27 protein-coding genes, 4 pseudogenes and 1 other annotated feature are annotated in these 25,102 nt (G+C 65.2%); of the genes and pseudogenes, 9 read left to right on the plus strand and 22 right to left on the minus strand.

Annotated features, from left to right (window positions below; translation table 11 throughout):
- Window positions 1-43: 43 nt before the first annotated feature.
- From AC1VNX_RS24680 to AC1VNX_RS24740, 13 genes and pseudogenes are all read right to left on the minus strand, one after another.
- Entirely contained in the window at window positions 44-169 is a 126-nt protein-coding gene (locus AC1VNX_RS24680; protein WP_483160271.1) for a hypothetical protein, read from the minus strand.
- Window positions 170-375: 206 nt separating this feature from the next.
- Window positions 376-590: pseudogene (locus AC1VNX_RS24685) on the minus strand (IS3 family transposase); the annotation flags it as partial.
- Window positions 474-589, minus strand: a sequence feature (AL1L pseudoknot). It overlaps the preceding pseudogene by 116 nt.
- A 7-nt stretch (window positions 591-597) precedes the next feature.
- Window positions 598-1,335 (minus strand): annotated as a pseudogene (locus AC1VNX_RS24690) (AMP-binding protein); the annotation flags it as partial.
- A 19-nt stretch (window positions 1,336-1,354) separates the two neighbouring features.
- On the minus strand, window positions 1,355-2,302 hold the full coding sequence (gene trxB, locus AC1VNX_RS24695) for a thioredoxin-disulfide reductase (RefSeq protein WP_483160272.1): 948 nt from the start codon (window positions 2,300-2,302) through the stop codon (window positions 1,355-1,357).
- Entirely contained in the window at window positions 2,299-3,210 is a 912-nt protein-coding gene (locus AC1VNX_RS24700) for a CoA transferase subunit A (RefSeq protein WP_483160273.1), read from the minus strand. Before AC1VNX_RS24700 ends, trxB begins: the two co-directional genes overlap by 4 nt.
- Window positions 3,207-3,965: a CoA-transferase subunit beta gene (locus AC1VNX_RS24705; protein ID WP_483160274.1), complete on the minus strand. Its 759-nt coding sequence runs from the start codon at window positions 3,963-3,965 to the stop codon at window positions 3,207-3,209. Before AC1VNX_RS24705 ends, AC1VNX_RS24700 begins: the two co-directional genes overlap by 4 nt.
- Window positions 3,966-4,010: 45 nt before the next feature.
- Entirely contained in the window at window positions 4,011-6,260 is a 2,250-nt protein-coding gene (locus AC1VNX_RS24710; protein ID WP_483160275.1) for an acyl-CoA dehydrogenase family protein, read from the minus strand.
- The gene (locus tag AC1VNX_RS24715) at window positions 6,257-7,441 is read right to left on the minus strand and encodes a CaiB/BaiF CoA transferase family protein (protein WP_483160276.1); all 1,185 of its coding nucleotides are present in this window, start codon (window positions 7,439-7,441) and stop codon (window positions 6,257-6,259) included. The genes AC1VNX_RS24710 and AC1VNX_RS24715 overlap by 4 nt, the downstream gene beginning before the upstream one ends.
- Before the next feature lie 11 nt (window positions 7,442-7,452).
- A complete protein-coding gene (locus AC1VNX_RS24720; protein WP_483160277.1) occupies window positions 7,453-9,126 on the minus strand; it encodes an AMP-binding protein in 1,674 nt (557 codons plus the stop codon).
- A 33-nt stretch (window positions 9,127-9,159) separates the two neighbouring features.
- Window positions 9,160-10,125, minus strand: coding sequence for a Bug family tripartite tricarboxylate transporter substrate binding protein (locus tag AC1VNX_RS24725; protein WP_483160278.1), 966 nt, complete (start codon window positions 10,123-10,125; stop codon window positions 9,160-9,162).
- A gap of 38 nt (window positions 10,126-10,163) precedes the next feature.
- Window positions 10,164-10,421 (minus strand): hypothetical protein, encoded by a 258-nt coding sequence (locus tag AC1VNX_RS24730; protein WP_483160279.1) that lies wholly within the window; start codon window positions 10,419-10,421, stop codon window positions 10,164-10,166.
- Window positions 10,418-10,966 carry a UGSC family (seleno)protein gene (locus AC1VNX_RS24735; RefSeq protein WP_483160280.1) on the minus strand — a complete coding sequence of 183 codons (549 nt, stop codon included), beginning with the start codon at window positions 10,964-10,966 and terminating at the stop codon, window positions 10,418-10,420. The genes AC1VNX_RS24730 and AC1VNX_RS24735 overlap by 4 nt, the downstream gene beginning before the upstream one ends.
- On the minus strand, window positions 10,963-12,000 hold the full coding sequence (locus AC1VNX_RS24740) for a hypothetical protein (protein WP_483160281.1): 1,038 nt from the start codon (window positions 11,998-12,000) through the stop codon (window positions 10,963-10,965). The genes AC1VNX_RS24735 and AC1VNX_RS24740 overlap by 4 nt, the downstream gene beginning before the upstream one ends.
- Before the next feature lie 145 nt (window positions 12,001-12,145).
- Between AC1VNX_RS24740 and AC1VNX_RS24745 the strand changes: the two genes are divergently transcribed.
- Window positions 12,146-13,306 carry an acyl-CoA dehydrogenase family protein gene (locus AC1VNX_RS24745; RefSeq protein WP_483160282.1) on the plus strand — a complete coding sequence of 387 codons (1,161 nt, stop codon included), beginning with the start codon at window positions 12,146-12,148 and terminating at the stop codon, window positions 13,304-13,306.
- A gap of 28 nt (window positions 13,307-13,334) precedes the next feature.
- A complete protein-coding gene (locus AC1VNX_RS24750; protein WP_483160283.1) occupies window positions 13,335-14,057 on the plus strand; it encodes a FadR/GntR family transcriptional regulator in 723 nt (240 codons plus the stop codon).
- Between the two features lie 109 nt (window positions 14,058-14,166).
- Here AC1VNX_RS24750 and AC1VNX_RS24755 read toward each other — a convergent pair.
- A pseudogene (locus tag AC1VNX_RS24755) lies at window positions 14,167-14,381 on the minus strand (IS3 family transposase); the annotation flags it as partial.
- Between the two features lie 159 nt (window positions 14,382-14,540).
- A pseudogene (locus AC1VNX_RS24760) lies at window positions 14,541-14,825 on the minus strand (IS66 family transposase); the annotation flags it as partial.
- On the opposite strand from AC1VNX_RS24760, the gene AC1VNX_RS24765 reads away from it, so the two are divergent.
- The 4 genes from AC1VNX_RS24765 to AC1VNX_RS24780 are packed head-to-tail and all read left to right on the plus strand — an operon-like array spanning window position 14,781 to window position 16,287.
- On the plus strand, window positions 14,781-15,062 hold the full coding sequence (locus tag AC1VNX_RS24765) for a transposase (protein ID WP_483160284.1): 282 nt from the start codon (window positions 14,781-14,783) through the stop codon (window positions 15,060-15,062). The pseudogene AC1VNX_RS24760 and the gene AC1VNX_RS24765 sit on opposite strands and share 45 nt — an antisense overlap.
- Window positions 14,999-15,196, plus strand: coding sequence for a hypothetical protein (locus AC1VNX_RS24770; protein WP_483162067.1), 198 nt, complete (start codon window positions 14,999-15,001; stop codon window positions 15,194-15,196). Before AC1VNX_RS24765 ends, AC1VNX_RS24770 begins: the two co-directional genes overlap by 64 nt.
- Window positions 15,197-15,237: 41 nt before the next feature.
- Entirely contained in the window at window positions 15,238-15,573 is a 336-nt protein-coding gene (gene tnpB / locus AC1VNX_RS24775; RefSeq protein ID WP_483160285.1) for an IS66 family insertion sequence element accessory protein TnpB, read from the plus strand.
- A 30-nt stretch (window positions 15,574-15,603) separates the two neighbouring features.
- Window positions 15,604-16,287 carry a transposase domain-containing protein gene (locus AC1VNX_RS24780; RefSeq protein ID WP_483160286.1) on the plus strand — a complete coding sequence of 228 codons (684 nt, stop codon included), beginning with the start codon at window positions 15,604-15,606 and terminating at the stop codon, window positions 16,285-16,287.
- Between the two features lie 161 nt (window positions 16,288-16,448).
- On the opposite strand, the gene AC1VNX_RS24785 is transcribed toward AC1VNX_RS24780, so the two are convergent.
- From AC1VNX_RS24785 to AC1VNX_RS24795, 3 genes are read right to left on the minus strand one after another with little or no spacing between them, the layout of a single operon-like run.
- Window positions 16,449-17,528: an aldo/keto reductase gene (locus AC1VNX_RS24785; RefSeq protein ID WP_483160287.1), complete on the minus strand. Its 1,080-nt coding sequence runs from the start codon at window positions 17,526-17,528 to the stop codon at window positions 16,449-16,451.
- Between the two features lie 9 nt (window positions 17,529-17,537).
- On the minus strand, window positions 17,538-17,903 hold the full coding sequence (locus tag AC1VNX_RS24790; protein ID WP_483160288.1) for a VOC family protein: 366 nt from the start codon (window positions 17,901-17,903) through the stop codon (window positions 17,538-17,540).
- Window positions 17,900-18,985 carry a quinone oxidoreductase family protein gene (locus AC1VNX_RS24795; protein ID WP_483160289.1) on the minus strand — a complete coding sequence of 362 codons (1,086 nt, stop codon included), beginning with the start codon at window positions 18,983-18,985 and terminating at the stop codon, window positions 17,900-17,902. The genes AC1VNX_RS24790 and AC1VNX_RS24795 overlap by 4 nt, the downstream gene beginning before the upstream one ends.
- A gap of 115 nt (window positions 18,986-19,100) precedes the next feature.
- On the opposite strand from AC1VNX_RS24795, the gene AC1VNX_RS24800 reads away from it, so the two are divergent.
- From AC1VNX_RS24800 to AC1VNX_RS24810, 3 genes are read left to right on the plus strand one after another with little or no spacing between them, the layout of a single operon-like run.
- On the plus strand, window positions 19,101-20,042 hold the full coding sequence (locus AC1VNX_RS24800; RefSeq protein WP_483160290.1) for an AraC family transcriptional regulator: 942 nt from the start codon (window positions 19,101-19,103) through the stop codon (window positions 20,040-20,042).
- Window positions 20,043-20,077: 35 nt separating this feature from the next.
- On the plus strand, window positions 20,078-20,632 hold the full coding sequence (locus AC1VNX_RS24805) for a TetR/AcrR family transcriptional regulator (RefSeq protein ID WP_307616179.1): 555 nt from the start codon (window positions 20,078-20,080) through the stop codon (window positions 20,630-20,632).
- A complete protein-coding gene (locus AC1VNX_RS24810; RefSeq protein WP_483160291.1) occupies window positions 20,625-21,530 on the plus strand; it encodes an SDR family NAD(P)-dependent oxidoreductase in 906 nt (301 codons plus the stop codon). The genes AC1VNX_RS24805 and AC1VNX_RS24810 overlap by 8 nt, the downstream gene beginning before the upstream one ends.
- 75 nt (window positions 21,531-21,605) lie before the next feature.
- Here the strand turns inward: AC1VNX_RS24810 and AC1VNX_RS24815 are convergent, their stop codons facing one another.
- The 4 genes from AC1VNX_RS24815 to AC1VNX_RS24830 all read right to left on the minus strand — a co-directional run bounded on the left by AC1VNX_RS24815 (window position 21,606) and on the right by AC1VNX_RS24830 (window position 25,022).
- Window positions 21,606-22,574 carry a quinone oxidoreductase family protein gene (locus tag AC1VNX_RS24815; protein WP_483160292.1) on the minus strand — a complete coding sequence of 323 codons (969 nt, stop codon included), beginning with the start codon at window positions 22,572-22,574 and terminating at the stop codon, window positions 21,606-21,608.
- A gap of 50 nt (window positions 22,575-22,624) precedes the next feature.
- Window positions 22,625-23,104 (minus strand): TetR family transcriptional regulator C-terminal domain-containing protein, encoded by a 480-nt coding sequence (locus AC1VNX_RS24820; protein WP_483160293.1) that lies wholly within the window; start codon window positions 23,102-23,104, stop codon window positions 22,625-22,627.
- A complete protein-coding gene (locus AC1VNX_RS24825) occupies window positions 23,098-23,547 on the minus strand; it encodes an ATP-binding cassette domain-containing protein (protein ID WP_483160294.1) in 450 nt (149 codons plus the stop codon). Before AC1VNX_RS24825 ends, AC1VNX_RS24820 begins: the two co-directional genes overlap by 7 nt.
- Window positions 23,548-23,765: 218 nt before the next feature.
- Entirely contained in the window at window positions 23,766-25,022 is a 1,257-nt protein-coding gene (locus AC1VNX_RS24830; RefSeq protein WP_483160295.1) for an NAD(P)/FAD-dependent oxidoreductase, read from the minus strand.
- Window positions 25,023-25,102: the final 80 nt, after the last annotated feature.

Here is a 25,102-nt window from a genome sequence, read left to right on the forward strand (position 1 = left end):
CACTCGCAGCGTTCCCCTTGTCATTGGCGACGACCCTATCCGTTCAGGGCACCGGCTTGGACGGGCTGCTAGCCGGATCGGCCTTGAGCAGGAAGAGCTTGGGCGTGGCCAGGTGGTTGGTGGCCGTGAAGCCGATGGGGGTCATGGCGCCGGTGTGCAGGTTGCTCAACTTGGCCAGTTCGGCGTTGGCGCAGTCCCGCCTCAGGGCTGGCCTTGCCGCAGTCCATGGCAGCGAACAGGGCACGGGCCGAGGCGTAACCGGTGAAGGTATAGCGGTTGACGCGGGCCCTCTCTTCGGCCGACAGGTACTTCGCCATCTTGTCCATGAAGCCCTTGCCCTCGGGCGCGCTCTCCAAGTAGGCGTAATCGACCGTGTACACGTTCAATGTGCAGCATCAGCATCTCGTTGCGATGAGCCCGGGCGCAGCGCTTGCGGGCTCGCGCAGCAGCGCCGCATGTCGTCGATCTGCCGACGGGGCGCCCTGCAAGACCTTGCAGGGCGGCTGGACCCCGAAGGCATCGCGATGTTTGTCGATGAAGTCCCTCAGCACTTGAGTCGGCGGTCGAACGCCGCTGGGCAAAAAACGCGCTGGCCAGCACGCCCTTAAGCTGCCCCGTGGTGCCGCTGGTGTAGATGGTGTCAGTGGAACCGAGCCAGGCACAGGGCACTTCGGAATGCGCGTACCTTTCCGCCAGCGTGCCCCAGTCGTGGTCGCGCTCAGGCTCCTTCTCCATGGGTGCGAAGCTGCGATCCACCATCAGCACCGCCCGCAGCTGTGGCTTGAAAGCCGGATTGCCTCGTCCAGTAAAGGCTTGTAGGGCATGACCTTCTCGCCGCGCGGGCCGACGTCGGCGCTGACGATCACCTTCGGCTCCGCGTCCTCGATGCAGCTGGCCAGTGAAACCGACGTAAGCCCGCAAACACCACCGAATGGATGGCGCCAATGCGCGCGCAGGCCAGCATGGCGAACACGGCCTCCGGGATCATCGGCATGTAGATCAGCACGCGATCACCCCGTCCGGCGCCGAGCGAAGTCAGTACGGCGGCCATCGTCTGAACCGCGCGTTGCAGTTCGCGGAAGCTGTAGACGCGTTCCCGATTGGTCTCCGTAGAGACATAGATCAAAGCCGACTGCTCCGCCCACTCCTTCAGGTGGTGGTCCATCGCGTTGTGGCACAGGTTGGTCTTGCCGCCCGGGAACCAGCGCACGAACGACGGCTTGCTAGCATCGCACACCTACGCCGGCGGCACCTCCCAGTCGATCAGGCAGGCCTGCTTGGCCAAGAACTCTCCTGGTCCTGGAGAGAGCGGCGGTAGAAATCGGCGTATGACATGGTGCTTGCTCTCGATTCTTCATTCCGCTTCCAGGAAGCGTTGGGCGTCTAAGGCGGCCATGCAGCCACTGCCCGCGCTCGTGATCGCCTGGCGGTACACGTGGTCCTGCACATCGCCGGCGGCGAACACGCCCGGAACGCTGGTCATGGTGGCGAAGCCGTTCAACCCGCCTTTGGTGATGATGTAGCCGTCCTTCATCTCCAGCTGGCTCCGAAAAATGTCGGAGTTGGGCTTGTGGCCGATTGCAATAAAGCACCCTTTCAGCGTCACGTCCTCGGTCTCGCCGCTCTTGGTGTCCTTCAGGCGAACGCCGGTGACACCGCTCTGGTCGCCCAGCACCTCATCCAGCACCTTGAACAGCTTCAACTCGATCTTGCCTTGCTGGACCTTTTCCATCAGCTTGTCCACCAGGATCGGCTCGGCGCGGAACTTGTCGCGACGGTGCACAAGGTAGATCTTGCTGGCGATTTTGGAAAGATACAGCGCCTCCTCGACGGCGGTGTTGCCGCCGCCGATGACGCAGGTGACATGGTCGCGGTAGAAGAAGCCGTCACAGGTGGCGCAGGCGCTCACGCCCTTGCCGGCGAACTCGGACTCTGAAGGCAGGCCCAGGTACTGCGCGGCCGCGCCAGTGGCCACGATCAATGCATCGGCGGTGTAAGTTCCGCTGTCGCCTGTCAACGTGAAGGGCCGCTTTGACAGATCCACCTTGTTGATATGGTCGAACACGATCTCGGTCTTGAAGCGCTCGGCGTGCTCCAAGAAACGCTCCATCAGCTCGGGCCCCTGCACGCCGTGCACGTCGGCCGGCCAATTGTCGACTTCCGTGGTCGTCATAAGCTGCCCGCCCTGGGCCAGGCCCGTTATCAGCAGCGGCTTCAGGTTGGCGCGGGCTGCGTAGACGGCGGCGGTATAACCCGCGGGACCAGAGCCGAGGATCAGGACTTTCGCGTGCCTCGTCCTCACGCTGCTTGCCGCCTTCCCTGCGTGCCAGACAGGCCTGCCAAGGCGCCCCCACCAACCGCGTCGAGGTAGGCCGGATGGGTGGCAGGCTCCACGTAACGCCGGAGGTAGCCTGAGAACGTGTCCGCATCACGGCTCGCCTTCACGTAGCTGCGAAGGTGCTCGTCGTCGCTACGGTAGAAGGCTGGCGACGCTGTCGGGTGCGCGCCGTATGGCAACTCCACTACCGCATCCACCATCACACGCGGCAACTTGGTCAGGTGGTTCGCACGCTGCAGCGTCGCGCTGGAAACGATGCGATCGACAGACACGACCACCTTGCGCGAGGCCTGCGCCAGCATCACGTCGAAAAACGGCGGCCCGAGGAACTGCACGTTGCCCAGTTCATCCGCCTGCTGCGCGTGCAGAAGGCACACATCGGGTCGGATTGCGGGCACGCCGTACAGCTTGCGTTCGCCGGGCAGCGCGGGCAGTTCCCGGTAAAAGTCGGGCGCGTGCCGCGGCAGGTCGGTGCCCAGATCGGGAATCGGCACGAAAGGCAAGTCACAGCTCGCGGCGCGCAGGCCGGCCGCGAAGGCAGGGCCGTCGAGGTCATGGACCTTCAGCGTCCCGGCCTCGGCCTGGCGGCGGAAGTGCGGCGCCAGCCCGAACTGCTCGAAGCTAATGAACACGCAGGTGGTGCTGCGCACGCAGCCTGCCCCGATCAGCAGGTCCGGCGCGATCGAGCCCGGCGCGGGCACAAGATCCAGGTCCTTTACACCCTTGCGCGCCAGTTCGCGCACCAGCCCCATAGGTTGCGAATTGAAGATCCAGCCGCCGATGGCAACGCGTGCACCATCGTGCACGCCCTGCAGCGCTTGGTCCAGCGACATCACCTTACTCATGCCCACGCTTTCTTCCTTCCGATTCATGTGATCCCCTTGCGCAACTTGCCTTCACGGTCCACGCGAGTGCGCAGCAAGGACAGCTCCTCCTCGCTGGGCATGGGTGTCGTGGGCGGAGTGCCTTCGACCACGAGTTCGAAGCCTGTCGCTTCCCGGACCTGCTGCACGGTGACTCCCGGGTGCAGGGACTGGATCCGCATCGCGCGGGATTGAGGATGGAAGTCGAAGACTCCCAGGGGCGACACCAGCAGCCGCGGGCCGCCAGCGGGCAAGCCGTGCCGTTCGCGCGAATCCCCGCCGTCCAGGTGGCCCGCGCCCGAGATGAAGTCGACCTTGCCGACGAAGGACTGGGGCGTGTGGTTGGCCATCGCGATATTGAAGCGCCGCGACAAGCCGCACAGCGCACTCAGGCCCACTGTGCCGGGTCCGCGCAGCTTCGGCTTCCTGGGGTCGCCAACCAGCGTGGTGTTGATGTTGCCAAAGCGGTCGACTTGCACGGCCGACAGGATGGCGAAGTCGAAGAAGTGGATGCGCCAGTCGATGAATTCGATCATGTCCGGCAGGTCCATCCACGCCTCGGCGGTGTCGATGTTGTCGTGGTCGGCGGTGGAGGCGAGATGGTCCCGGGTCGGGTTCACCATGCCTCCGGGGCCGGACACCCACCACAGGCGCGGTGCCTGGCGGAGTCGGGCAAGGTTGCATGCAGCCAGCTGCAAGTCCGAATTCGTGCCGATGATGGCCTTCTCGCCATCTGCGATGTCGCGCGCAAGCAGGACCGCCATGGTCTCCTGCGTACTCGGTGGAGCTGTTGTCGTCATTGATTTCCTTCAGGACCGGAGGGCGGCCGGCCGCGGCAAGCCCAGGCCTCGCTGGGCAATGAGGTTGCGCTGGATTTCATTGGTGCCGATGCTGATCACCCACATCAGCGAGTGGCGCAGGCTCTGCTCGATGCGGCCGTTCAGTAGGCTGGCCGGGCTACCCTGGCTCAATGTCCCCTGCAGCCCGAGGAGCTCGATGGCGCTTTCCAGGAAGCGTTCCATCAACTCGCCCGCATACACCTTGCCGACCGCTGCCTCCGCGAGGTCGAGGCGCCCTTCGTCAAGCGCCCGCGCGCAGGAAAGCATCATCAGTCGCGCGGCCTCCAACTGCGCCGCCAACTCGCCCAGTTTCTGCCGCACGACAGGGTCGGTGCGTGCGGTGCCTCGACGCAATTCGCCACAAACCAGCTCGAACAAGCGCACCACCTTCAAGGCAATGCCGCCGCCGACCAGGCCGCGCTCGGTGGCAAGGGCACCGGTCAGCACCTTCCAGCCTTCGCCCTCGGCGCCCAGCATCGCCTGCGCGGGCACCCGCACGTCGTCATAGAAGACGTTGGCGAATCTGCCGCCGTACATCGTGATCGACGGGCGCACCGTGATGCCCGGCGTCTCCATAGGCACGATGAACATGCTGATGCCGGCATGCGGCGGCTGGGCTGGCTCACGCGTGCGTGTGGCCAGCAGCATGTACTTGCCCCAATACGTCGTGGTCCAGATCTTCTGGCCGTTGATCACGTAGTGGTCGCCGTCGCGCACAGCACGGGTGCGCAGGGCCGCCAGGTCGGAGCCTGCCTGCGGCTCGCTGTAGCCCATGCCCATCATCGCTTCGCCGCGCAGGATCTCGGGAAGGTACCTCTCCTGCTGCTCCCTGGTGCCGAAGGCCTGGAGCATCGCTGCCTGAACGGGCGCGCCCACGCGCGGCGCGTCGGCGCGCTCCATCTCCTCGAGGAAGGCAACCTGCTCCAGAGCAGATCGTTGTTGCCCCCCGTGTTGACGCGGCCAAGCCAGCCCGATCCATCCGGTGGCACCCAAGTCCGCGGCGAAGCTACCATCGTATTCGCGCGCGTGGAAGGGCAGCGCATCGTTCGCACTCTTGCGCTCCCCGGACCAGTGGGTGGCCAGCCACTCGCGCACTTCCTCGCGGAAAGCGTTGCCAGCCGCACCCAGGTCATAGCGCGGAAAATCGAGCCCGCCGTCGAGGAAGCGGGAAGCGACCTGCTCGTTCCCCCACCGTGAACCGCCCAGCATCAGCGCATCGACGTGGATGCGCTTGAAATGACGCGGCGCCTCGTGTTCCTCGCTGTAGCCGATGGCCCCGAATGCATGGTGGATTTCGAGCGCCACCTGCCGCAGCGAGCTGGCGGCGAGCGCGGAGGCGGCGTCCGCGGACCAGCGCCAGTCCGCCGCCTGCAAGTCGAACTGCTCCGCCGCGTGATGCACCGAGAGTTCCACCGCATGCAGCGCGATGTGGCAATTCGCGAGCTTGTGCTGGATGGCCTGGAAGCTGCCGACCGCCTGTCCGAACTGGACCCGCTCCTTGACGTACTCGACCACCAATTCGAACGCGCGGCGGGCGGCACCGAGGGCGCGTGCGGAGCATGCCAGCCGCCCGAGTGCCACGAAGTCTTCCAGCCCGCGTCCCTCGCCATCAAGCAAGAGCAAGGGAGCGGCTTCGCAACGGACCTGGTCCAGTCCAGGCAAGTCCATGGCGGCCATAGACCGCAGCGTGACGGCTGGATCATCGAGTTGCAGCAGCGCGCAGCCTGCGCCCGGCAAGGGAAGCAGCAGATGGCTGGCTGCCGAGGCGCTTTCGACGAAGTTCAGGGTACCGCCGACTTTTCCTTCCGCGAGCATCGCTGTTCCTGCCTGCGCGCCCGGATCCAGGGCGCCGAAGGCGATGGCAGGGATGATCTCCCCCGCCTGCCAGGCCTCGGACCAGCGAGACCAGACCTGCTGCAACGGCGTCTCGCGCGCAAGATGCATATTCATCAGCATCGATGCGAGGACTGGCGCGGGGCAGGCGGCCCGCCCGAGCTCCTCCATCACCACGACGATTTCGGCCATGCCGCCCAGGCTCGGGTCGGCGCCGAGCGCCAGGACACCTTGCCCCGCCAAGCCACCGGAGATCCGGCGCAGCTGCGCGGCATCCGCCGCCCACGTCACGGCGGACTCCACGGGCCACTGGGAGGTCAGGAAGCCGCGCAATGCTTCCCTGAACTGTGCGCGGTCTTCCGCTGTCGGTCGTTCGATCATGTTCATGAAGCGGGTTCCACGACCGTGCCTTGCACGGCCTCGAGCAATCCGCGCGACTCCAGTTCTTCCAGACGCGCCGCGCCAAACCATGCCTCCAGCGATTCCAGCGCCTCTGCCCGACCGACCGTCCGCGGCAAGGCGCCCACGGCCCCCGGCGTCCCACTGAACCGGGGCGCAACGTTCGGCTGAATCACGCCAGCGTCTTCCACCAGGGCCCTGCGAGCGGCGATGTGCGGGTGACGCGCGCTCTCCGTCATGGATAGGACAGGGGCGAAGCAGCAGTCGGTGCCCTCGAGCAGGCGGCACCATTCTTCGCGGCCGCGCGAGCGAAAGCGATCCGCGAGCGTGGCACGCATGCGCGGCCAGCACGAACGATCGCGGCGGTCCGCAAAGGCGAGGCGTGGGATTTCCAGGCGGGCGAGCAGCTCGTCGAAGAAGCGGCTCTCGATGGCGCCGACCGCAACCCACTGGCCATCGGCGCACTCGTAGACGTCGTAGAAGGGCGCTCCCGAATCGATCACGTTGCTGGCGCGTTCCATGTTCCACAAGCCGGCCGCCGCCGAGCCGAAATGCATGGCCATGAGCGACAGCGTCCCGTCGAGGACCGATGCATCGACGACCTGCCCCTTGCCACTGCTTCGCGCATGCAGCAGGGCGCTCACCACGCCGAGTGCCAGGTAGAGCGCACCGCCGCCGAAGTCGCCGACGATGTTCAGCGGCACTGCGGGTGGCTCACCTGCGCGCCCGATGGCATGCAAGGCTCCTGTCAATGCGATGTAGTTGATGTCGTGTCCGGCCGCCTGTGCAAGCGGGCCGGCCTGGCCCCACCCGGTCATGCGCCCATACACCAGGCGCGGATTGCGCGCATGACAGTCCGACGGGCCGAGGCCGAGGCGCTCCATCACGCCGGGACGAAAGCCTTCGATCAGGGCGTCGCCCTCCGAGATTATCTCCAGTGCAGCCGCCTTTCCGGCTGCCGTCCTCAGGTCGAGGGCCAGCCGCTCGCGTCCCCGCAGCAATACCTCGTAGCGCAGCGGCCTGCCGCTGCCTAGCTCCACCTTCTCGACGCGCTCGATCCGCAGCACCGTGGCACCGAGATCCGCCATCAACATGCCGCACATGGGAGCGGGGCCGACGGCCTCGAACTCGACGACCTTCAGGCCGCGCAGCGGACCTTGACGTTCCATTCCCGCCGCCGTCATGCTGCCGCGGCCGCCTTGGCATCACGTTCGCGCGCGACCTGCGTCGCAAGCGCGGCGAGGGAGCGCTTGTCGACCTTACCGCCGGCATTGCGGGGCAGTTCCTGCACCTGCACCAGGAGTTCCGGCTGGTGCCACGCGGCCATCCCCCTGGCCAGCACCAATGACCTGAGCGATTCCAGAGCCAAGCCTTCGTCACTACTCACGACGCACGCGGCGATCCGTTCCCCGAACACCTCGTCTTCAAAGGGGACCACCGCCACCTCTATCACGGAGGGGTGGTCGAGCAGCACCTCCTCGATGGCGCCGGGATTGATGTTCTGGCCGCCGCGGATGATCATGTCCTTCTTGCGGCCGACGATCTGGAGGTAACCCTCCGGATCGATGCACCCCAGATCTCCGCTGTGCAGCCAACCTTCGGCGTCCCAGACTTTTGCGGTGGACTGCGCGTCGTGCAGAAAGCCATAGCTCTTGTTGGCACCGCGCCAGCAGACCTCACCCGGCTGGCCGTCAGTCATGACAGAGCCGTCCCCGGCCAGAATCCGCACTTCCTGCCCGAGGAGCGGCCGGCCCACGGTGGTCCGGCGCTTCACGTCCGAGTCGTGGATGCTGGTCATGCTGGTGGCGCCCGCTTCCGAGGTGCCGTAGACGCTCTGCACCTTGCAGCCGAAGATCTTCTCCGCCGCCTCGGCCACGCTCGGTGGCAACTTGGCGCCGGCGTTGGTGAACACGCGCAGTTGCGGTGCCGGCTGCCTGCTTTCCCTGGCGACGTTCACGAGCTTCGCCAGTTGCGTCGGAACAGCAACCGCGGTGGTGCAGCGGTGCTCCCGCATCAGCTGCAGCACCTGTTCGATCCGGCCGCCGTGCCAGTGCTCGAGGAGCACGGAGGTTGCGCCATGAAGCAGCATGGCCAGGATCGGATAGTTGTACCCCGTGGAGCCGGTGCCGGCCGGAGCGATCGCCGCCGCAATGTCATCGGCGGAGATGTCGGCGGCCAGGGCGTATTGCTGGACCAGCTTCACCGCGGTGTTGTTGTCGCTGAACAGGCTGCACCGCGGCATCCCCGAAGTGCCCGAGGACACCATGACGTGGGACGGATCGTCCGCCGTGCCGCGGGCAGCGGCCAAGCGTTCCTCGCCATCGGCGGTGCGCCAGCTTTCGTAGGAAGCCAGATTCTCGAAACTATAGGCCTGCGCACCGCCACGAACTGCAATCAGCTCCCGCAGCTCGGGGAGCTGCGGCCTCAGCGCCTCCACGAGCGCGAGGTGGTCCTCGCCATGCACGGTCGGGGCGCAGAAGAGAACGCGCACCCGCGCCTGCTGCAGGAGGTGTTGGAGTTCGGCCTTCCGAAAGCCCTCCGACAGGGGCACGAAGATGGCCCCGATGCGGTCGGTGGCCAGATGCACGACGGGCAGTTCCGCCCAATTCGGCAATTGCGCGGCAACGACGTCCCCCTTGCCGACGCCTAGGCGCAACAGCGAGGCAGCAACGTTGCGCGAAGCACGCTGCACCTCCTCATAGCTCCAGGTGCGATGCGCCTCGACGATCGCCGCCTTCTGCGGAGCAGCCGCCGCGTGCTGATCGAAGTAGTCCACCAGCAGGCAAGGAGACCAGAGACCGTTGTCGTAGTAACTACGGCCGACTTCCGGTCCGTACAGGCGAGGTTGGTTCATGTTTCAAAGTCGGATGTGGGAGAGCTTTGCGGCTCAATTGACGTCCTGAATCTGCGCGGCCTTGACCACGTTGCGCCAGCGTGCAGCCTCGGAATCGATCAGCTTCTGGAATTCGGCCGGAGTCGCATAACCAACTTCGTTGCCGAGCGCGAGGAATTTGCGCGCCAGGGCCGGATCCGCAAGCACCTTCTTCATCGCCGCGTCGATGCGTGCCACGGCAGCGTCGCTGACCTTTGCGGGGGCTACGATGCCGAACCAGTATTGCGATTCGAAGCCGGGGATCACCTGGGAGATGGGGGGCGCCCCAGGCACCAGGTCGGAAGCGTCCCTGGCAGAGACGCCCAGAAGGTGGACCTTGCCTTCGCGCACCAGGTCGAACATCTGGGCGGACGGCGAGGTCAGCGCCATCTTCACCTGCCCGGACAGAAGTGCCAAGGTCGCCGGCGCTTGTCCCTGATATGGGACATGCAGCAGGTGGATGCCCGCCGCTTGCGCGAAGAGCTCGGTGGAGAGGTGGCCGAACGAGCCGATGCCTGCCGACGAATACTCGATGGCGCCCGGCGTGGCCTTCGCAGCCGCGATTAGCTCCCGGATATCCTTGATGCCAGTATCGCTGCGCGCCACGAGCATCAGCGGCGCCCGCGATACCAGTGCCACGGCCCGGAAGTCCTTCACTGGATCGTAGCTGGGCGCCTTCGCCATCGCGGGCGCGATCGCACTCGGGCCCACGTTGGTGAAAAGCAGGGTTCTCCCATCCGGTTCCGCGTTCTTGACCAGCGCGGATCCGAGCGCGCCGGCTCCGCCTGGCTTGTTGTCGATGATGATGGGCTGCCCCAGCGATTCGCCGAGGGGCACGGCTACCTCACGGGCAAGCGTGTCGGCGATCCCACCGGGCGGATAGGGAACGACCAGGCGAATGGGTTTTTCCGAGCCCTGCGCCATAAGGGGCACGGCACATAGCGCAAGCAGCGCCGGGACCACGATTCTTGCGAGCCTCACGGTTTGTCTCCTGTGTGTTTTTTTGGGGCCGGGGCGGGTCAGGCGCGACGCAGGTCGAGCGGGTAGACAATTTGGAGTTCCGGCGCGGGCAGGCCTGCCTGCTGAATCTCGTCGGCGGCCATGCGGCGGAACAGCGACTTGGGAACGAGGCAGTCCTCGCACGCACCCTCCCGTGCACGCACCATCATGCGCAGCTTGCCGTCTGCGTCCTCCAGGTCGAGGTCGAAACCGGCGGCATCCAGTCCCTTGCGGGTCGGCTCCAGTGCGTTCGCGAAGGCAGGAACGTCTATGGTCATGCCCGCTCCTTGAGCTTCGCCGGGTCAGTCAGCAGCAGTTCGACCACTTGCGGCGCGATCTTTTCCGCGCGCTCCTGCAGCAGGTCGTCCGGCAGATTGGCGATGGGGTGTTCCATGATGAGGAATGGGTACCTCGGGTCACCCCACTGCTTGGCCATGGCCTTGCCGGTGTTCTCGAACAGATGCGTGATGATGCTGGCGGAGGGGATGTTGCGCATCTCCAGGAGAATTCCGTCGAGGACGGAGCCAGAGGAGCAGGAGCCGCAGTCGCCGATGCCCGCGATCATCACGTCGCAGTTCTTCGGGATGTCCACCAGGATCTCCTCGTGGGCCGGCACGCTGGAGTAGCGTTTCCGGTAGATCTTGTAGGAGGCAGCACCGTGGTCGCGGATCAGAATCTCGCCGATGCGCTTGAGGATATTGTCCGAGTTGAACTTGGTGTTCTCGATCAGTCCGATACGCAGGCCTTTCAACGATTTCGGGCGCTCGGCATAGGTCGGCTGGGCGCCTTCGGCTTCGCGGGTAGGGTCGAGCAGTTCGATCATTGCTTGATTTCCTTGGTGACGGCGCGGGACCAGCCGGCCTTGGCCCAGCCCGGGATGAAGGCGGAGAAGGCGCCGACGGCGCCCCCGGCGGGCAGGATAAAGAGCATCTCGGGTGACGAGACAAGGGGGCGCATGCGGTATTCATCCCCCGGCTTGATCGGCATCGGAAAGCGCTGCGTGCGGCGCAGGTGGGCGTAGTTGTTGTAGGTGTGCTCGAATAGGAATTTCTGAATCTTCCTGCGCGTCCACCCGTGGTCCGCCATGATCTTCATGTGCTCGCCCGCGAGGATCACCACGTAGTAGGTTTGTCCCACGACACCGCCGGAGATGCGCATGTTGTCGGCCATGGTCAGCAACATCTCTTCCGGCGTACTGGACAGCTGGTTGAAGATCTGGCACGGCCCGTCCGCGGCCATGACGGTGACGGCGCTTGTGCCGGCCTTGCAGCCACGCTGCTCCACGTGGAAGGGCTGCCAGGGGCTGTCCTCCTCGTTTTCGGCGATGACGTACGACAGCTTGCCCGGGTTGCCGATCGTCGACATGTCCAGCGTGCCGGGCAGCGTTCCGCACACGTTGCGCATGATGAGGCGGAGGGCGCGGCCGATGGTGAGATTGGCGCGCCAGCCTGGGCCGAACAGGTTCTCCCTGGAGTTGACGTTCAGCTTGCGAGCGATCGGGCCGTTCACGATCAGCAGTACTGCGGGCCCGGAGGTCGTGGTGCTGGGGCCGTGGAAAGCCCACTCGGGATCGCAGATGCCTTCGACCGCGGCCATCACCACCGGCATGTATTCCGGCTTGCACCCCGCCAACACCGCATTGATGGCCACCTTTTCCGCGGAGATGCTGATCTTGCGCTCGGGGATGTAGCCGATCTGCGTCTTGGGATCAAGCCGGGCGGCGTCGAGCATCGCCCGCACCCGGCCTTCGGTCGGTGGAACGACGGGCAATCCGTCAGTCCATCCCTGCTCGAAGCAATAGTCCATCGCGTCGGGGTCGGTCTCCACTTGGTGCCGGAGCGCCTGCAACTCTGTCATCGATCTCTCCAATGGGCCGTTCGGCCTAGCTATCGAAGGCCTTGGCCCTCTGGTTGACTGGTAGACTGGTTGAACCACGCAAATGGTAGGCTCGGGGCGTCGCGGCGTCAAGCGCCACCAACCAATCTATTTATTGCGAAGGTCCATGAACAAGTTGAATCCCGAAGAGATCGCCCTCATGCGCAACCAGACCCGCAAGCTGGTCGATGACCTGCTGGCACAGGAGCCCGGGTTTTCGCGCAGCAACAAGGTGCCGCCCGCTGTGCACAGCGCGTTCCAGGAACTCGGGTACTACGGCATGCGCATTCCCGAAGAATTCGGCGGCATGGGCCTGGGCATGCTGCCCACCGTAAATGTGGTGCGCGAGCTTGGCCGACTGCCGCCGCAGTTCTGGCCGCTCCTGAGAGTGGGACTCGGCCCCAGCAGCAAGACCATCGTGCGCCATGGCACGTCCGAACAGCAGAAAAGTTGGTTGCCGGCCATGGCACTCGGCGAGTGTGGGGTGGCTTTCGTGCTGACGGAATCGGAGGCGGGCTCCAACCTTGCCGCCATGCGCACGCGTGCCATGAAGACCCGTGATGGGTATGTCATCAACGGCGCCAAGACGTACATCTCCAACGCCGACAAGGCAAGCCTCTTCGTCGTATTCGCGAGAACCGCGCCCCATGCCAGCCTGAAGGAGGCAATCTCAGCCTTCCTCGTGCCGGCCGGCCAACGTGGCATGAAGGTGGGGCCGCCCATGCCGACCATGGGGACCACGATCGACGGCCTGTTCGAGGTAGCGTTCGAGGACTGCCTGGTGCCGGCCCACGCGCTACTTGGCAAGGAGGGCGGCGGTTTCAGGTATGCGATGGAGAGCCTGGACGAAGGTCGCCTCAACGTAGGCGCACTCGCAGTGGGAATGGGCAGCTTTGCGCTGGAACTTGCGCTGGAGCACGCTCGCACCCGCAAGGTCGCCGGCGGACAGCTCCTGGGCTCGCAACAGGCAGTGCAGCACATGCTGGCGAATGCCGCCACGGAACTGCATGCCGGCTGGACGATGGTCCTCGACGCGGCCTGCCGTCATGATGCCGGCGAGGACGCGTCGGCAGTCAGTGCGATGGTGAAGGTGTTCTGCTCGGAGGCGGCTGGCCGCGCCGCAGATATGGCCGTGCAGCTGCTGGGCGCCTCCGGCTACACACGCGGGTTCCAGGTTGAACGCATCTACAGGGACGTGCGCGTGCTGCGCATCTACGAGGGTGCCTCCGAGGTCCTGCGCAACGCAATCGCAAAGAAGCTGCTGGTCGACGGCACCGAGGCGTCGTGAACATGGCGCCAGCCGCTATCATCCCCCGATGGCCGCTGTCCCCGATTTCCACCGCGTCAAGGTACCGCGCGTCTCTGACGACATCGCTGCGCAGATCCGCGCGCAGATCGCCGCGGGCAAGCTGCAGGTTGACTCCCGGCTGCCTTCCGAGCGCGCATTGGCCGAACAGTTCGGCGTCTCGCGCAACACCTTGCGCGAAGCATTGCGATCGCTGGAGCACGCGGGACTGATTCGCCTCCAGGCCGGGGGCCAGGGCGGCGCCGTCATCCAGAACGGCGGCGGCAGCGCCATCGGTTCATCGCTCATGGACATGTACCATCTCGGTGGCATCAAGCCGCAGGACCTGACGCAGGCGCGCATTTTGATCGAGTCTGCGATCATCCGGCTCGCCTGCGAAAAGGCAACCCCTCAGGACATCGAGGCGCTGGCTGCCAACATCGATGCGGCCGACAGGGCTCGCAAGGAAGGCGATTTTGGGGCGCGAATCGAACTACATCTGGAGTTTCATCGAATGCTCGCCCGCATCGCGGGGAACCCCATCACAACTGCGATGATGAACGGGGTACTGGACATCATGGCGAAGTTCATCGCCAGTATCCCGCCTTACGACAACGGCTTTGTGACGCCTTCGCGCCGACGTTTTCTGAAGCACTTCGCAGCGCACGACGCGGGCGCTGCGGTAGCCGAGATGGAAACACTGCTGAAGCGGCTGGAAAAGACATATCTTTCGCAGACTCCTCTTTTGCGGTAGGGCGTTGTCATAGGAATCGCCTTTGCTGCCGACTGATGGCTCAATGCCAGCCTCGCCCAGTCGTTCCGTGTACCGGATGTTGACGTATTGCGAGCCGCGATCGGAGTGACATCCGCTGGGCCTCGCTGGTCGTCACGCCTTCACGCACGCCGTGTCGACCTCGTCACGCTTGACCCATTCGTTCAGCGTCTGCGGCACACACCCGATCTTCGGTGCAATCGATTCGATCGCAGCCCACAGCGACGGGTACTCCCCACGGTGCTCTTGCACCATCCTCACCGCGCGCTCACGCACCTCAGGTGAGAACTTGTTCGAATTCTTCATGGCTCAATCCTCTCAGAGTGCTGAGCCTCCACAATATCCGGGGCGATTCAACATGCTGGCGACCTTCCGTAGCCGCCTAGACAGGCCCATCACGCCGGTCATGCTGAGCGCAAGGGCGCGGCTGAGTGACGGCTTACCGAAGAACCTCAGGGCCTACTCGGCCGCAGTACTTTGAGTATTGGCATGCAGCTCGAAGAACTTACGTCGTGCGTTAGTAGCACAGCCCACCTCCGTCACGCCCTGCGCGAGGCTGGCCATGTAGCCGCTGAAGTCATCGCACCCCAGCTTGCCGCGTAATAGTCCGGCGAAGGCCCTCATTGCCGAGCGAGGTCGGCTTGCGCAGCATGTAACCTGAAGAGTGCCGCCCTGATGGTGTGCACCAACAGGAAATGGTGCACCATGAAGGATCAAGAGAGCAACGGACGACGCCCGCGCCGCAATCACGACCAAGCGTTGAAGGCGGAGTTGGTGGAGCGAAGCCTACGGCCTGGTGCGTCGGTGTCGGCCATCGCATTGGAGGCTGGCATCAACGCCAACCTGCTGTTCAAGTGGCGCCGTAACACGCGGCGCAGGCAGGTCACGGTGCAACTCCGGCCGTGCTGCTGCCGATGCACATCGTGTCGGACGCTGTTGGTCCGCGCTGCGATTCGTCGTACACAGCGGCGGCCACGACAACAGTGACGGCGCCTGCGACCCGCACCTCGCGCCCAGGCGTCATCGAGTTGGAGATTGCCGGCGCCCAACTGCGGCTGCGCGGCGCCGTCGACGAGAGCAGCCTGTGCAGTGTGCTGCGCGCGCTGCGCAACAGCGCATGATCGGGCCCGGCGAAGGGACGAAGGTCTGACTGGCCGCCGACGTGACGGACATGCGCTGCGGCATGGACACGCTGGCGGTGAAAGTGCAGGCCGCACTCACCGAGAACCCGTACTCGGGCCAGGTCTTCGTCTTCCGCAGTCGCCGCGGCGACCTCGTCAAGCTGCTGTGGAGCGACGGCGACGGCATGTCTATCCAAACGCCTGGAGCGCGGCCGCTTCGTCTGGCCGCAGGCAGACTCGGGCTCGATCTCGCTGAGCGCGGCGCAGCTGTCGATGCTGCTGGAAGGTATCGACTGGCGCCGGCCGGTACGCACCTAGCGGCCGCGCGCAGCGGTATAGGTAGACGCTTGGCGTTGACAGGAGAACTCCCGCTGTAGGAACGGCTGGCGGCAGGCACAGTCGCGCCCATGACCTCCGAGGAATTGCTCGTCGCCAACGCCGCTCTCAGTGGCGAGGTGCAGCGATCGCAAGAGGCATTGAAGATCGCGCTGCTGCTCGTCGAGAAGCTCAAGGTCGAGGTGGCCCACCTGCGGCGCATGAAGTTCGGCCGCTCGAGCAAGCAACTCGAGCACGCGCAGCTTGACCTGGTGGGCGGCCAGCTTGCGCAGCCAGCAGTGCACGCACAGACCACCGACGATGGCAGCGAGCAGCATTCCAACGTCGCGTCCCTCGATCAGGCCCGCAAGAAGCGCCAAGCAAAAGAACGCGCCGGCACCGGCGTGCGGGATCTGCCGGCGCACCTGCCAGGGCGCATCGTGGAGCACCTGCCGCAGGGCGACTGCGACTGCGAAGCCTGCGGTTGCAACGATCAAGCGCCTCAACCAGCGCACCGCCACCGTCCATTGCGACGGCCGCGCTTGGCGGGTTGGCTTCGGCCTGCTTCAGCACGTCGCAGACGTCACGCCTTAAACCGCCGGGCCCACAACGACGGCTTCGAGCGGACTATTACGGTTTGTCGCGAACTTAAGGCTGCACAGGTCTTCGGACGCACAGTGCAGAGGCACCGACTAAGCCCTGCTTCGCCAAAACGCGACGAGGTGCCCTGCGGGCCCATTCGATCATCAATAGGTCGTCCAAACCCGCATGGTTAAAGGACCTGGCTGTGATCGACATGGGTCTTTACCTTCGCTTTGACTGTCATGAGCGCAGATCTTTTGCTGCCGCGGGAGATGGAGCGATTTGCGGAGGAGCGACGTTTTCGACATCATCATCAATCAGGCCCAAGGATACCGAATTGCCCTCTGGAGATCAGCTAGCCGATCCACGGATCCACTGGTCTTTCCCCAGGCCCCCAAGACGAGCGCAGGTCGGGGTATCCCTTAGGAACGCGGTTCGACGCGCGATAGGTCTGAATCCAGCCTGGATACGACGCCTGAGACCGCGAGACGTCGTCCAGCTGCATCAGGTCGTCCTCGTCGAGTCGCAAATCGATCGCGGCGCGGGAACTGTCGAAATGGTCTGGCTTCGAGATGCCGCATATCACGCTGGTGACGCCGGTACGCGACAGCAGCCAGGCGAGCGCGACTGCAGGCACCGTCGTCTCGTGTTTCGCGGCGACGGCCTTGAGCACATCGATGGCATCGAGCGCCTTCGCCTCGTTCACGGGAGGAAACGACACGCGGCCCCGCCTCGTATCGGCAGCCGGTGCCGAGTTGCGATCCACCTTTCCCGACAGCAAGCCGCCGGCCAACGGGCTCCAGCACAGCATGCCTACTTTTTCCGAATGCGCCGCGGGCAGCAATTCCCGCTCCACATCCCGGCCGGCGATCGAGTAGAACGACTGCACGGTAGCGAAGCGATTAAGCCCGTGGCGCTCGGAGCAGCCGAGTGCCTTCACCAGTTGCCAGGCGGCGTAGTTCGAACATCCGATGTAGCGCACCTTCCCTGCCCGCACCACGTCGTCGAGCGCTCGTAAAGTCTCTTCCACCGGCGTGATCGGATCGAAGTTGTGCACCTGGTACAGATCGATGTGGTCGGTCCGAAGGCGGCGCAGGCTCGCGTTCAGGGCGCGGTGGAGGTTGAGCCGCGACTGGCCGGCGTCGTTGGCGCCAGGCCCCATGCGCCCGTTGAACTTCGTGGCGAGCACGATCTGCTCGCGACGCGCGCCAAGCACCTGTCCCAGCAGCGTCTCCGATGCCCCGCTACCGTAGACGTCGGCGGTGTCGATGAAGTTGATGCCGTCGTCCATCGCGCGGCCCAGGATGCGATCGGCGGCGTCGCGGTCCACACCGCCGATGGGTTGCGTCCGCGACACTTCGACCCCGAACGTCATGGTGCCCAGGCAAAGCCGCGAGACGATGGCTCCGGTATGGCCGAGGGTCGTGTATTGCATGCTCCCTCCTCAGGCCGCTGCAGGCTGGTAGTACTCGGCCACCAGGCCATCCGGGTTGCGCACGGTCGCATTGCGGCCCCCTGGCGCATCCTGCGGACCGTGCAACACCTCGGCGCCACGGTCGCGCGCCCAGGCAATCGTGGCGTCCAGGTCGTCCACCACGAGCAGCGCGCTGGCGGACCGGAAAGGCTGGAGCGCCTTATCCGTCCCCGCCAGCACAATGAACGCACCGCACACGGCCACTTCGATGCCAAGGTCCGGAAAGGGAATGCGACGCTCGCATGGCCTGCCCTGCAATTGCTCGTAGAAGGCGACCGACGCCTCGAGGCCGTCCGGCTCGACATAGAGGCGAAAGGCATGGTGAAGCAGCTTCACGGGCCGATCTCCGTATGGTCGACGACGATGCATTCGAGGCTGCCCGCAGTGCGCGCCGCGCGCATCGCGTCGCGAAGCTCGGACAAGGGATAGACGCGCGGCTCGATGGCGGAGGGATCCAGCAGCCCGGCACGGAAGAGGTCCAGAAGCCGGCGGTACGCATCGCGCGGATACATGAAATTGCCGATGATCTCCCAGCTGTGCAGCATCGTCTCGGTATAGGGGATGGGAAGGGGCACGGTCATGCTGCCCATCAATACCAGGCGGCCACCATCCACGAGGCTTCGCAGCGCGGCAAGCGTCATGTTCGGGTCCGACGCGCCGCCCACCATGTCGAACGCCAGGTCGACGCCGCCTCCAAGGGTGGCGCGGACACGCGCCGCGTCCTTGGCCGGGTCGCCCGTGACCGCCACCGGCGTCACGCGATCCCCGCCCAGCGAGCTCAACGCCGCCAGCTTGTCCGGATCGCGGCCGAGGACGGCGACCTGCGCCGCACCCATCGCCAGCGCGACGAACACGGCGGCCGACCCATACGCGCCCGTGGCACCGGAGATCACGACGTTCTCCCCCGCGGCCAGGCGGCCCCGCAGCAGGCCACCATACGGGACGAGGTAGCGCATGGAGACCGCGAGCACCGTGGCGCCGACCTCGTCCAGACCGTCGATGGGTGTGACCAGACTGGCCGGTAGCACCGCGTATTCCGCGAGCGTGCCATCGGCCCAGACGTCTTGCATCTGGGCAGCGATCGGCCCCTGCCCTGTCACCCCGAGAAGAATCTGTGCGGGGCCGCGAACGTTCTCCTGCGCCACCAGGTGCGACGAGATCGCAACCCGTTGGTCAGGCTGGAGATGCCACACGCCTTCCCCGATCGCATGGATCGTGCCGACACCGTTGCCTCCGGGAACGAAGGGTCGGCGCGGCGCCTGATAGATGGACAGCTTTCCGTCCACGTAGTCCTGCATGTACGACATCAGCGACGATGCCTCGACGCGCACGACGACACTGCCGGGCCGCGCTTCGGGGATCGGCAAATCGGTGTAGCGGAACGGACCGCCCAGTCCATCCAGTTGCCAGGCTTTCATTGGTTACTCCTGTCAGGTCGAAAGATCCACCGGTTCAAGCGGACAGGACGATCCTCGCGCCAATTGCCGTGTTTTTGTATAACCATACGGACTTAAATTCTTATGGATCGTACAAATGGACGCCCTGTCGGAAGCACTGTCGATGCTGCGGGTCAGTTCCGCCTTGTCCTCCCGGTTCGAAGGACGCGGGCGCTGGGCATTCCGCTTCCCTGCCTACCAACACATCAAGTTCGGCGGCGTTCTTCGCGGACGGTTTCACCTGTGGCTGGAGGGCTCGGACGAGGTTCTGACGCTCGAGGAGGGGGACTTCTACATGTTGACGACGGGCCGGCCGTTCTGCTCCGCGAGCGATCCCTCCTGCCCGCCGATCGAAGGCCCTGCGGCGTATCGCGCGATACGCGGCGCGGACGGTGTTGTTCGCTACAGTGGCGAGGCCAGCCCGATCGCTGAGGTCAGTCTGGCCAGCGGGCGCTTCGTCTTCGAGAACGACGTGAGCGAGCTCCTTCTTCGCCATCTGCCGCCACTGATTCACCTCAAGGCCAGCGACAGCGGCACGTCTTCCTTCTCGCACTTGCTTGCACTTCTCAACGGGGAGACCGGACGCGCCATGCCGGGCACGGACGTCGCGAGGAGCAGTCTCGCCGCCCTGGTGCTGGTGAGTGTGCTGCGCGCCTACGTCGACAGCACGCCCGCGCCCAGCGGGTGGCTCGGCGCGCTTTCAGACCCGCGGATAGGGCACGCGTTGACGCTCATGCATGGTCAGCCGCAAGAGCGCTGGACACTGGATAGCCTCGCGCACGCGGTGAACATGTCACGTACCGCGTTTGCGGCGCACTTCCGCCGCCTGGTGGGCGGCGCTCCCATGGACTATCTCAACCGTTGGCGAATGGCGGTCGCACGCACCGCATTGCGCAGCTCGGACGATCCGCTTGCGGACATTGCCGAGCGCATCGGGTACCTTTCGGACACGGCGTTCAGTATCGCCTTCAAGCGAGCCAACGGCCTCAGCCCCGGACGCTTCCGCAGCGAGAACAGGACGCGCTCCGCCGCAAGGTGACTTTACAATATGGTCTACTTCTGTATAGTCTGACCATGGAAAACGAACCCGCGAAAGCCGATCCTGTCCTTGACGCGGCAGCCGCCACCTTTGCCCGACTGGGCTATCGCCGCACGTCGATGGATGCCGTTGCGCACGCCGCGGGCTGCTCGCGGCAGTTGCTCTACCTCCGGTACGACTCGAAGGACCGCCTGTTCCAGGCCACGGTAAGCCACGCCCTCGCAAGCCAGCTTGCTGACGCATCGGTGGCGCTCAAGGCCCGAGGCAGCCAGGCGGCGCGCCTTGCGGGCGCCCTTGTAGCGTGGCTCGGCGCCCATGCCATCGCCAGCGCCCAGGACGCTGGTGAACTTACCCAGGTGACGAGGCAACTTGCAGCCGCCGTTGCCATGGAACTGGAAGACGAGTTCATCGCCTTGCTGGCAGCGGCCATCGGTTCGGAGAATCCAGCGCGGGCAAGAGCCCAGGCCCGGCTACTCCTTTATGCGAGCCACGAGGCCAAGCGTCGCAGCGCGTCCCTGCAGCAGATGCAAAGCCAGGTCCGAGCCTCCGTCCGCGCACTGCTCCCGACAACGCAGACCCATCATGAGTAAACGCACTGACACCGCCTCTTCCGTGCTGGAGGGCGAGTCGCTCGACGGGCAGCGCATGGTCATCACCGGCTGCGCTGGCGGCATCGGCCTTGCTGCGGCTCGAGCCCTTGCAGCGAAAGGCGCCCACATCATCGCGCTCGCCCGGAACGCAGATGCAGCCAGCCAGGCAGCCGCGGCGATCGGCCACGAGGCCTCCGGCGTACCGTGCGACCTTGCGGACCTGGCGTCAGTGGGTCGTGCCGCACGAGCGATTGCCAATAATGGCCATGGCCCTATCGATGTCGTCATTGCCAATGCCGGTATCGGCAATCTGCGCGAGCGCCAGGTGCGGCATGGCGTCGAAATGCAGTTCCTCGTGAATCACCTGGCCCACTTCCTTCTTGTCGACAGGCTGTCCCCTGCCCTTCGGGATGGCACGGGGCGCGTTGTCGTCACCAGCAGCAGTGCCAGTGTGGGCCAGGCGCCGCGGGAAGGCATCGAGTTCGAGAATCTCGACGGCGCCCACGGTTATCGCGCATCCGCTTTTTATGGACAGTCGAAGCTCGCCAACGCCCTGTTCGCGCGCTCGTTGGCAGGAAAGTTCGCGGCGAGAGGCATCGTGGCCAACTCGCTCCACCCTGGTGCCGTCGCCCATACCGGCTTCAACAAGTCGCTGAAGTTTCCCTTGAGCATGATCCTGCGTCTCGCGACGCCTTTCATGAAGACACCCGAACAAGGCGCGGCGACGATCGCCCTGCTTGCGGGCAGCAGCCGCGTGAAAGGCCAGACGGGCCTTTATTGGGTCGACGGCATGCCGGCGGAGGGAAGCCGATTCCTCAAGGACGACGCGCTCGCGCAGCGGCTCTGGGCAACCTCGCGAACTATTCTGGAACGCGAGGGCTTTGCGACGACGCTTTAGGCGGGATCGCAGCATCGACATGCCACACGGATATGCATGTTCGGTGAGATAGTTCGCCGGCGCGGCGTCTTCTTGTTAGGCCCGCAGAAGCAGCTTTCCTGTCGTCCTTCTCGACTCGATCGCCTCGTGAGCGACGGCGGCACCCGCCATGGCGTGACACGCCGAAACCTGGACGCGAAGCTGCCCTTCGCGCATCCATGAAAAAAGCTCTGCCGACGCCTCGCGGAGTTCCTCCACCGTGCGTAGCGAATCCGAGTAGATCGGAAAGCCGATCTTCACACTCCTGGGAAGTGTCGCGACGTTGATCGGCGCAGGGGCGCCCAGCACGGGACCGAAGTAAGCAAGCGTTCCGAGAGGAGCCAGCGACGCCAGGGAGTCCGCGAAGGTGACGGCCCCCGATCCGTCGAAGACAACATCGACGCCGCGGCCCTGCGTCAGTTCGAGAACCTGGGAAGCGAAGCCACCGTCGGAGGCGACCAGCACATGGTCCGCTCCGGCCGCTTCGGCGGCCGGCACCTTGCTGTCGCTGGACACCCGGGCGATGACGGTTCCGCCCCGCATCTTGACCAACTGCGTGATCAAGCTACCCACGCCGCCGGCGGCCGCGTGAACCAGCGCTACGTCACCTTGACGCGTGTGGTGGAAACGCAATGCGATGTGCCGAGCGGTCAACCCTTGAAGCATGGCTGCTGCCGCAGCTTCATTGGTGATGTCGTCCGGCACAGGAACCAATGCGTCCGCGTTTGCGACGAGGCGTTGCGTATAGCTTCCAGGCACGTAGGGCCACGCAACTCGCTGTCCTTCACGGAAGGAACTCACACCGGCGCCCACCTCGCTGACGACACCCACGCCTTCCACCCCGGGGACGAGCGGCAATGACTGCTCTCGCCAGAGCATGCCCTTCCTAACGCCGATGTCCATGAAATTGACACCGGCATACACGACGTCGACGGCTACCTGAGCGGCTCCAGGCATGGCAACCCTGGCCGGTTCCCATCGGAGTTCTGCGGGACCGCCATGGCGGTGAAGGGTGATTGCGTTCATCAAGCGTCCTTTTATATGGAACGATCGTTCCAGAAATGAGAAAAATAAAGCTACCTGAGCGCGCGCAAGGCCAGCGTGGCGATGCCACGCATCGAACGAATCGAGGCGCCGCCGCGCGCCGCCAGTCGGATGCTGGAGAGTGCTCCGACGAGATGGTGAGCGGCTTCCACAGGATCGATATCCCCTGCGAACTCTCCATCTCGCTGGCCGATCTCGACGACGCCCGCCAGACCCTTGACGAGCCTGGCAGCGGCGGACGCGTTGATGGCTAATACCTCAGCGTCCCGACATCCGAACTCCACAGTGGCTGCGACGCCCATGCAAGCACGGGCATCGGAAGCTTCCTGCACAAACTGCGTAAAGAGCTCCATCAACGCCTTCGTTGCGCGCTTCTGTGCTCTCAGAACGGCCAGATGGCGCGTCACGTTGGCGTCGGTGTATCGGCTCAGTGCAGCCAAGTAGAGGCCTCGCTTGTCGCCAAAGGTGTCATAGAGACTTTGACGACCGATACCCAATGCCTTGGTCAACATTTGTGCCGACGTGCCTTCATACCCATGCTCCGCAAAGGCGCGGATCGCCGCATCAAGAGCTGTGTCGGTGTCGAATGATCTGGGCCGTCCCATACGAGAATCGTAGCCGTTTTGGATCGATCGTTCAAGTTTCGTCTGAGGAGTGAAAAAATCCAGCGGATCACTTTGTCAAAAGCAAGAAGATGATTCAATGCCAATGAAGTCGCACAGCGCTTGGCTGCGGACGACAGGCCGAGGTAGAACTCGCGCACATCGGCATTGCGGCGCAGTTGCTCGCCGGTGCCGTAGAGCACCACGAGGCCGTTTTCCATGATGCAGGCGTAATCGCAGATCGCGAGGGCGCGGCTGTCCTTGTCGATCTCGCCATCCTCCGCGTCGAGCACGCCAGACACGGCCTTGAGCACCGTCGATTTGCCGGCGCCGTTGGAGCCCAGCAGTGCCACGATCTGGCCCGGCGCACTTCCATCGACACGTCGCGCACCGCCTTGATGGCGCCGCCGTAGACGACCTGCAGGCTGCTGATCGCCAGCGCGGGCGGCGCCGCGGTCGCCTGGTTGGGGTTGTTGGGGCCTGAGTCCGTACTTCGTCCGCCGCGTCGGCCTATCAATGGTGCACGATTGCGCATGTGGGCCTGCTGCACCACTTGGGGCGTACAACTAAGTCAAGGCTGCAGCAGCACCTTCAGTGGCTGCGACTCGTCGGCCAGGCGGGCCGCGTCCAAATGCAGCGGCTGGGCCATGGAGCGGCGCACGAGCATGAAATCGGCGGGCCGGTTCACGGCATCGATGGCCAGCACCTGGTCTCCTCGAAGGTAGAAGGCGCAGAAGCTGCGCGTGGTCGGATCGCCGCGCAGAACGCACTGATCATGCCCTTGCGAGAGGCCAGCCATCTGCAGCTTGAGGTCGTACTGGTCCGACCAGAACCAGGGGATGGCCGTGTACGGCTTGGGCTTGCCGCCCAGCCAGCCGGCGACGGCGCGGGCCTGCTCGAGGGCATTGGGCACCGACTCGATGCGCACGTCCCGGTCGTACGCCGGATGCACGTACCGCGTGCAGTCGCCGGCCGCGAACACGTCGAAGTCGGCTGTCTGGCCATGCGCGTCGACCGGGATCCCGTCGACACCGCTCAGGCCGGCCTCGAAGGCCAGGCTCACCTCGGGCTCCATGCCAATGCCGGCCACCACCACATCGGCTTCGATGCGCCCGCCATTGGCGCAGTCGAGCGTGGTGATGGCACTGTTCACGCACTGCACGGCCTTCACCTGCGTGGCAGTGCGGATGTCCACGCCGTGGCGGCGATGCTCGTCCTCGTAGAACTGCGACAACCGCGGACCGGCCACACGCGCCAGCACGCGCGGCTGCGATTCGAGCACCGTCACCTGCATGCCGGCCTTCGTGGCCGAGGCCGCCACCTCCAGCCCCACATAACCGCCGCCCACCACCACCAGCCGCGCGCCGGGCTTGACGAAGGCGCGCAGCCGGTCCGCGTCGGCGGCAGTGCGCAGGTACAGCAGGTTGGACGGCGGATGCGCCGGATCGATGCCCTCGCAGCGGTACAGGCGCGGCCGACCACCGGTGCACAGCGCCAACTTGCCGTAGCGCAGCCGTTCGCCGGTGCCGGCCAGCACCAGTTCGTGCCGGGCCCGGTCGATGGCAGCGACGCGCACGCCGCTGCGGCGCACCACGCCCGCCCGCTCGTAGGCCGCCTCGGGCCGCAACGCGAGGGCTTCGGCGTCCATCTCGCCGCTCAGGTAGGCCTTGGACAGCGGCGGCCGGTGGTAGGGCAGCCCGGGTTCGTCGCCGAGCAGCAGGATGCTGCCCGCCCAGCCCGCCTGGCGCGTGGCCACGGCCAGCTCGCTGCCGGCATGGCCGGCGCCGATCACGATCAGGTCCCAGTGCGCTTGTGCTGCTGTCTCCATGTTCATCCTGTGTGCCGCCTCGAACCGGACACATTATAGTCCGTCTTGACGGTCTAATATATCGACTGTGTCAACAAGTG

It is taken from the genome of Variovorax sp. TLI9-5A, assembly GCF_056867935.1.

What these genes read in the sequence shown, in the direction of transcription:
- AC1VNX_RS24745 (WP_483160282.1), top strand. Translation starts at nt 12,146, where the DNA reads ATGAACAAGTTGAATCCCGAAGAGATCGCCCTCATGCGCAACCAGACC.
- AC1VNX_RS24700 (WP_483160273.1), bottom strand. Translation starts at nt 3,210, where the DNA reads ATGAATCGGAAGGAAGAAAGCGTGGGCATGAGTAAGGTGATGTCGCTG.
- AC1VNX_RS24705 (WP_483160274.1), bottom strand. Translation starts at nt 3,965, where the DNA reads ATGGCGGTCCTGCTTGCGCGCGACATCGCAGATGGCGAGAAGGCCATC.
- AC1VNX_RS24710 (WP_483160275.1), bottom strand. Translation starts at nt 6,260, where the DNA reads ATGAACATGATCGAACGACCGACAGCGGAAGACCGCGCACAGTTCAGG.
- AC1VNX_RS24730 (WP_483160279.1), bottom strand. Translation starts at nt 10,421, where the DNA reads ATGACCATAGACGTTCCTGCCTTCGCGAACGCACTGGAGCCGACCCGC.
- AC1VNX_RS24830 (WP_483160295.1), bottom strand. Translation starts at nt 25,022, where the DNA reads ATGGAGACAGCAGCACAAGCGCACTGGGACCTGATCGTGATCGGCGCC.
- AC1VNX_RS24780 (WP_483160286.1), top strand. Translation starts at nt 15,604, where the DNA reads ATGACCTCCGAGGAATTGCTCGTCGCCAACGCCGCTCTCAGTGGCGAG.
- AC1VNX_RS24740 (WP_483160281.1), bottom strand. Translation starts at nt 12,000, where the DNA reads ATGACAGAGTTGCAGGCGCTCCGGCACCAAGTGGAGACCGACCCCGAC.
- AC1VNX_RS24735 (WP_483160280.1), bottom strand. Translation starts at nt 10,966, where the DNA reads ATGATCGAACTGCTCGACCCTACCCGCGAAGCCGAAGGCGCCCAGCCG.
- AC1VNX_RS24805 (WP_307616179.1), top strand. Translation starts at nt 20,078, where the DNA reads ATGGAAAACGAACCCGCGAAAGCCGATCCTGTCCTTGACGCGGCAGCC.
- AC1VNX_RS24750 (WP_483160283.1), top strand. Translation starts at nt 13,335, where the DNA reads ATGGCCGCTGTCCCCGATTTCCACCGCGTCAAGGTACCGCGCGTCTCT.
- AC1VNX_RS24820 (WP_483160293.1), bottom strand. Translation starts at nt 23,104, where the DNA reads ATGTTGACCAAGGCATTGGGTATCGGTCGTCAAAGTCTCTATGACACC.
- AC1VNX_RS24785 (WP_483160287.1), bottom strand. Translation starts at nt 17,528, where the DNA reads ATGCAATACACGACCCTCGGCCATACCGGAGCCATCGTCTCGCGGCTT.
- AC1VNX_RS24715 (WP_483160276.1), bottom strand. Translation starts at nt 7,441, where the DNA reads ATGGAACGTCAAGGTCCGCTGCGCGGCCTGAAGGTCGTCGAGTTCGAG.
- AC1VNX_RS24810 (WP_483160291.1), top strand. Translation starts at nt 20,625, where the DNA reads ATGAGTAAACGCACTGACACCGCCTCTTCCGTGCTGGAGGGCGAGTCG.
- AC1VNX_RS24720 (WP_483160277.1), bottom strand. Translation starts at nt 9,126, where the DNA reads ATGAACCAACCTCGCCTGTACGGACCGGAAGTCGGCCGTAGTTACTAC.
- AC1VNX_RS24815 (WP_483160292.1), bottom strand. Translation starts at nt 22,574, where the DNA reads ATGAACGCAATCACCCTTCACCGCCATGGCGGTCCCGCAGAACTCCGA.
- AC1VNX_RS24795 (WP_483160289.1), bottom strand. Translation starts at nt 18,985, where the DNA reads ATGAAAGCCTGGCAACTGGATGGACTGGGCGGTCCGTTCCGCTACACC.
- AC1VNX_RS24800 (WP_483160290.1), top strand. Translation starts at nt 19,101, where the DNA reads ATGGACGCCCTGTCGGAAGCACTGTCGATGCTGCGGGTCAGTTCCGCC.
- AC1VNX_RS24765 (WP_483160284.1), top strand. Translation starts at nt 14,781, where the DNA reads ATGAAGGATCAAGAGAGCAACGGACGACGCCCGCGCCGCAATCACGAC.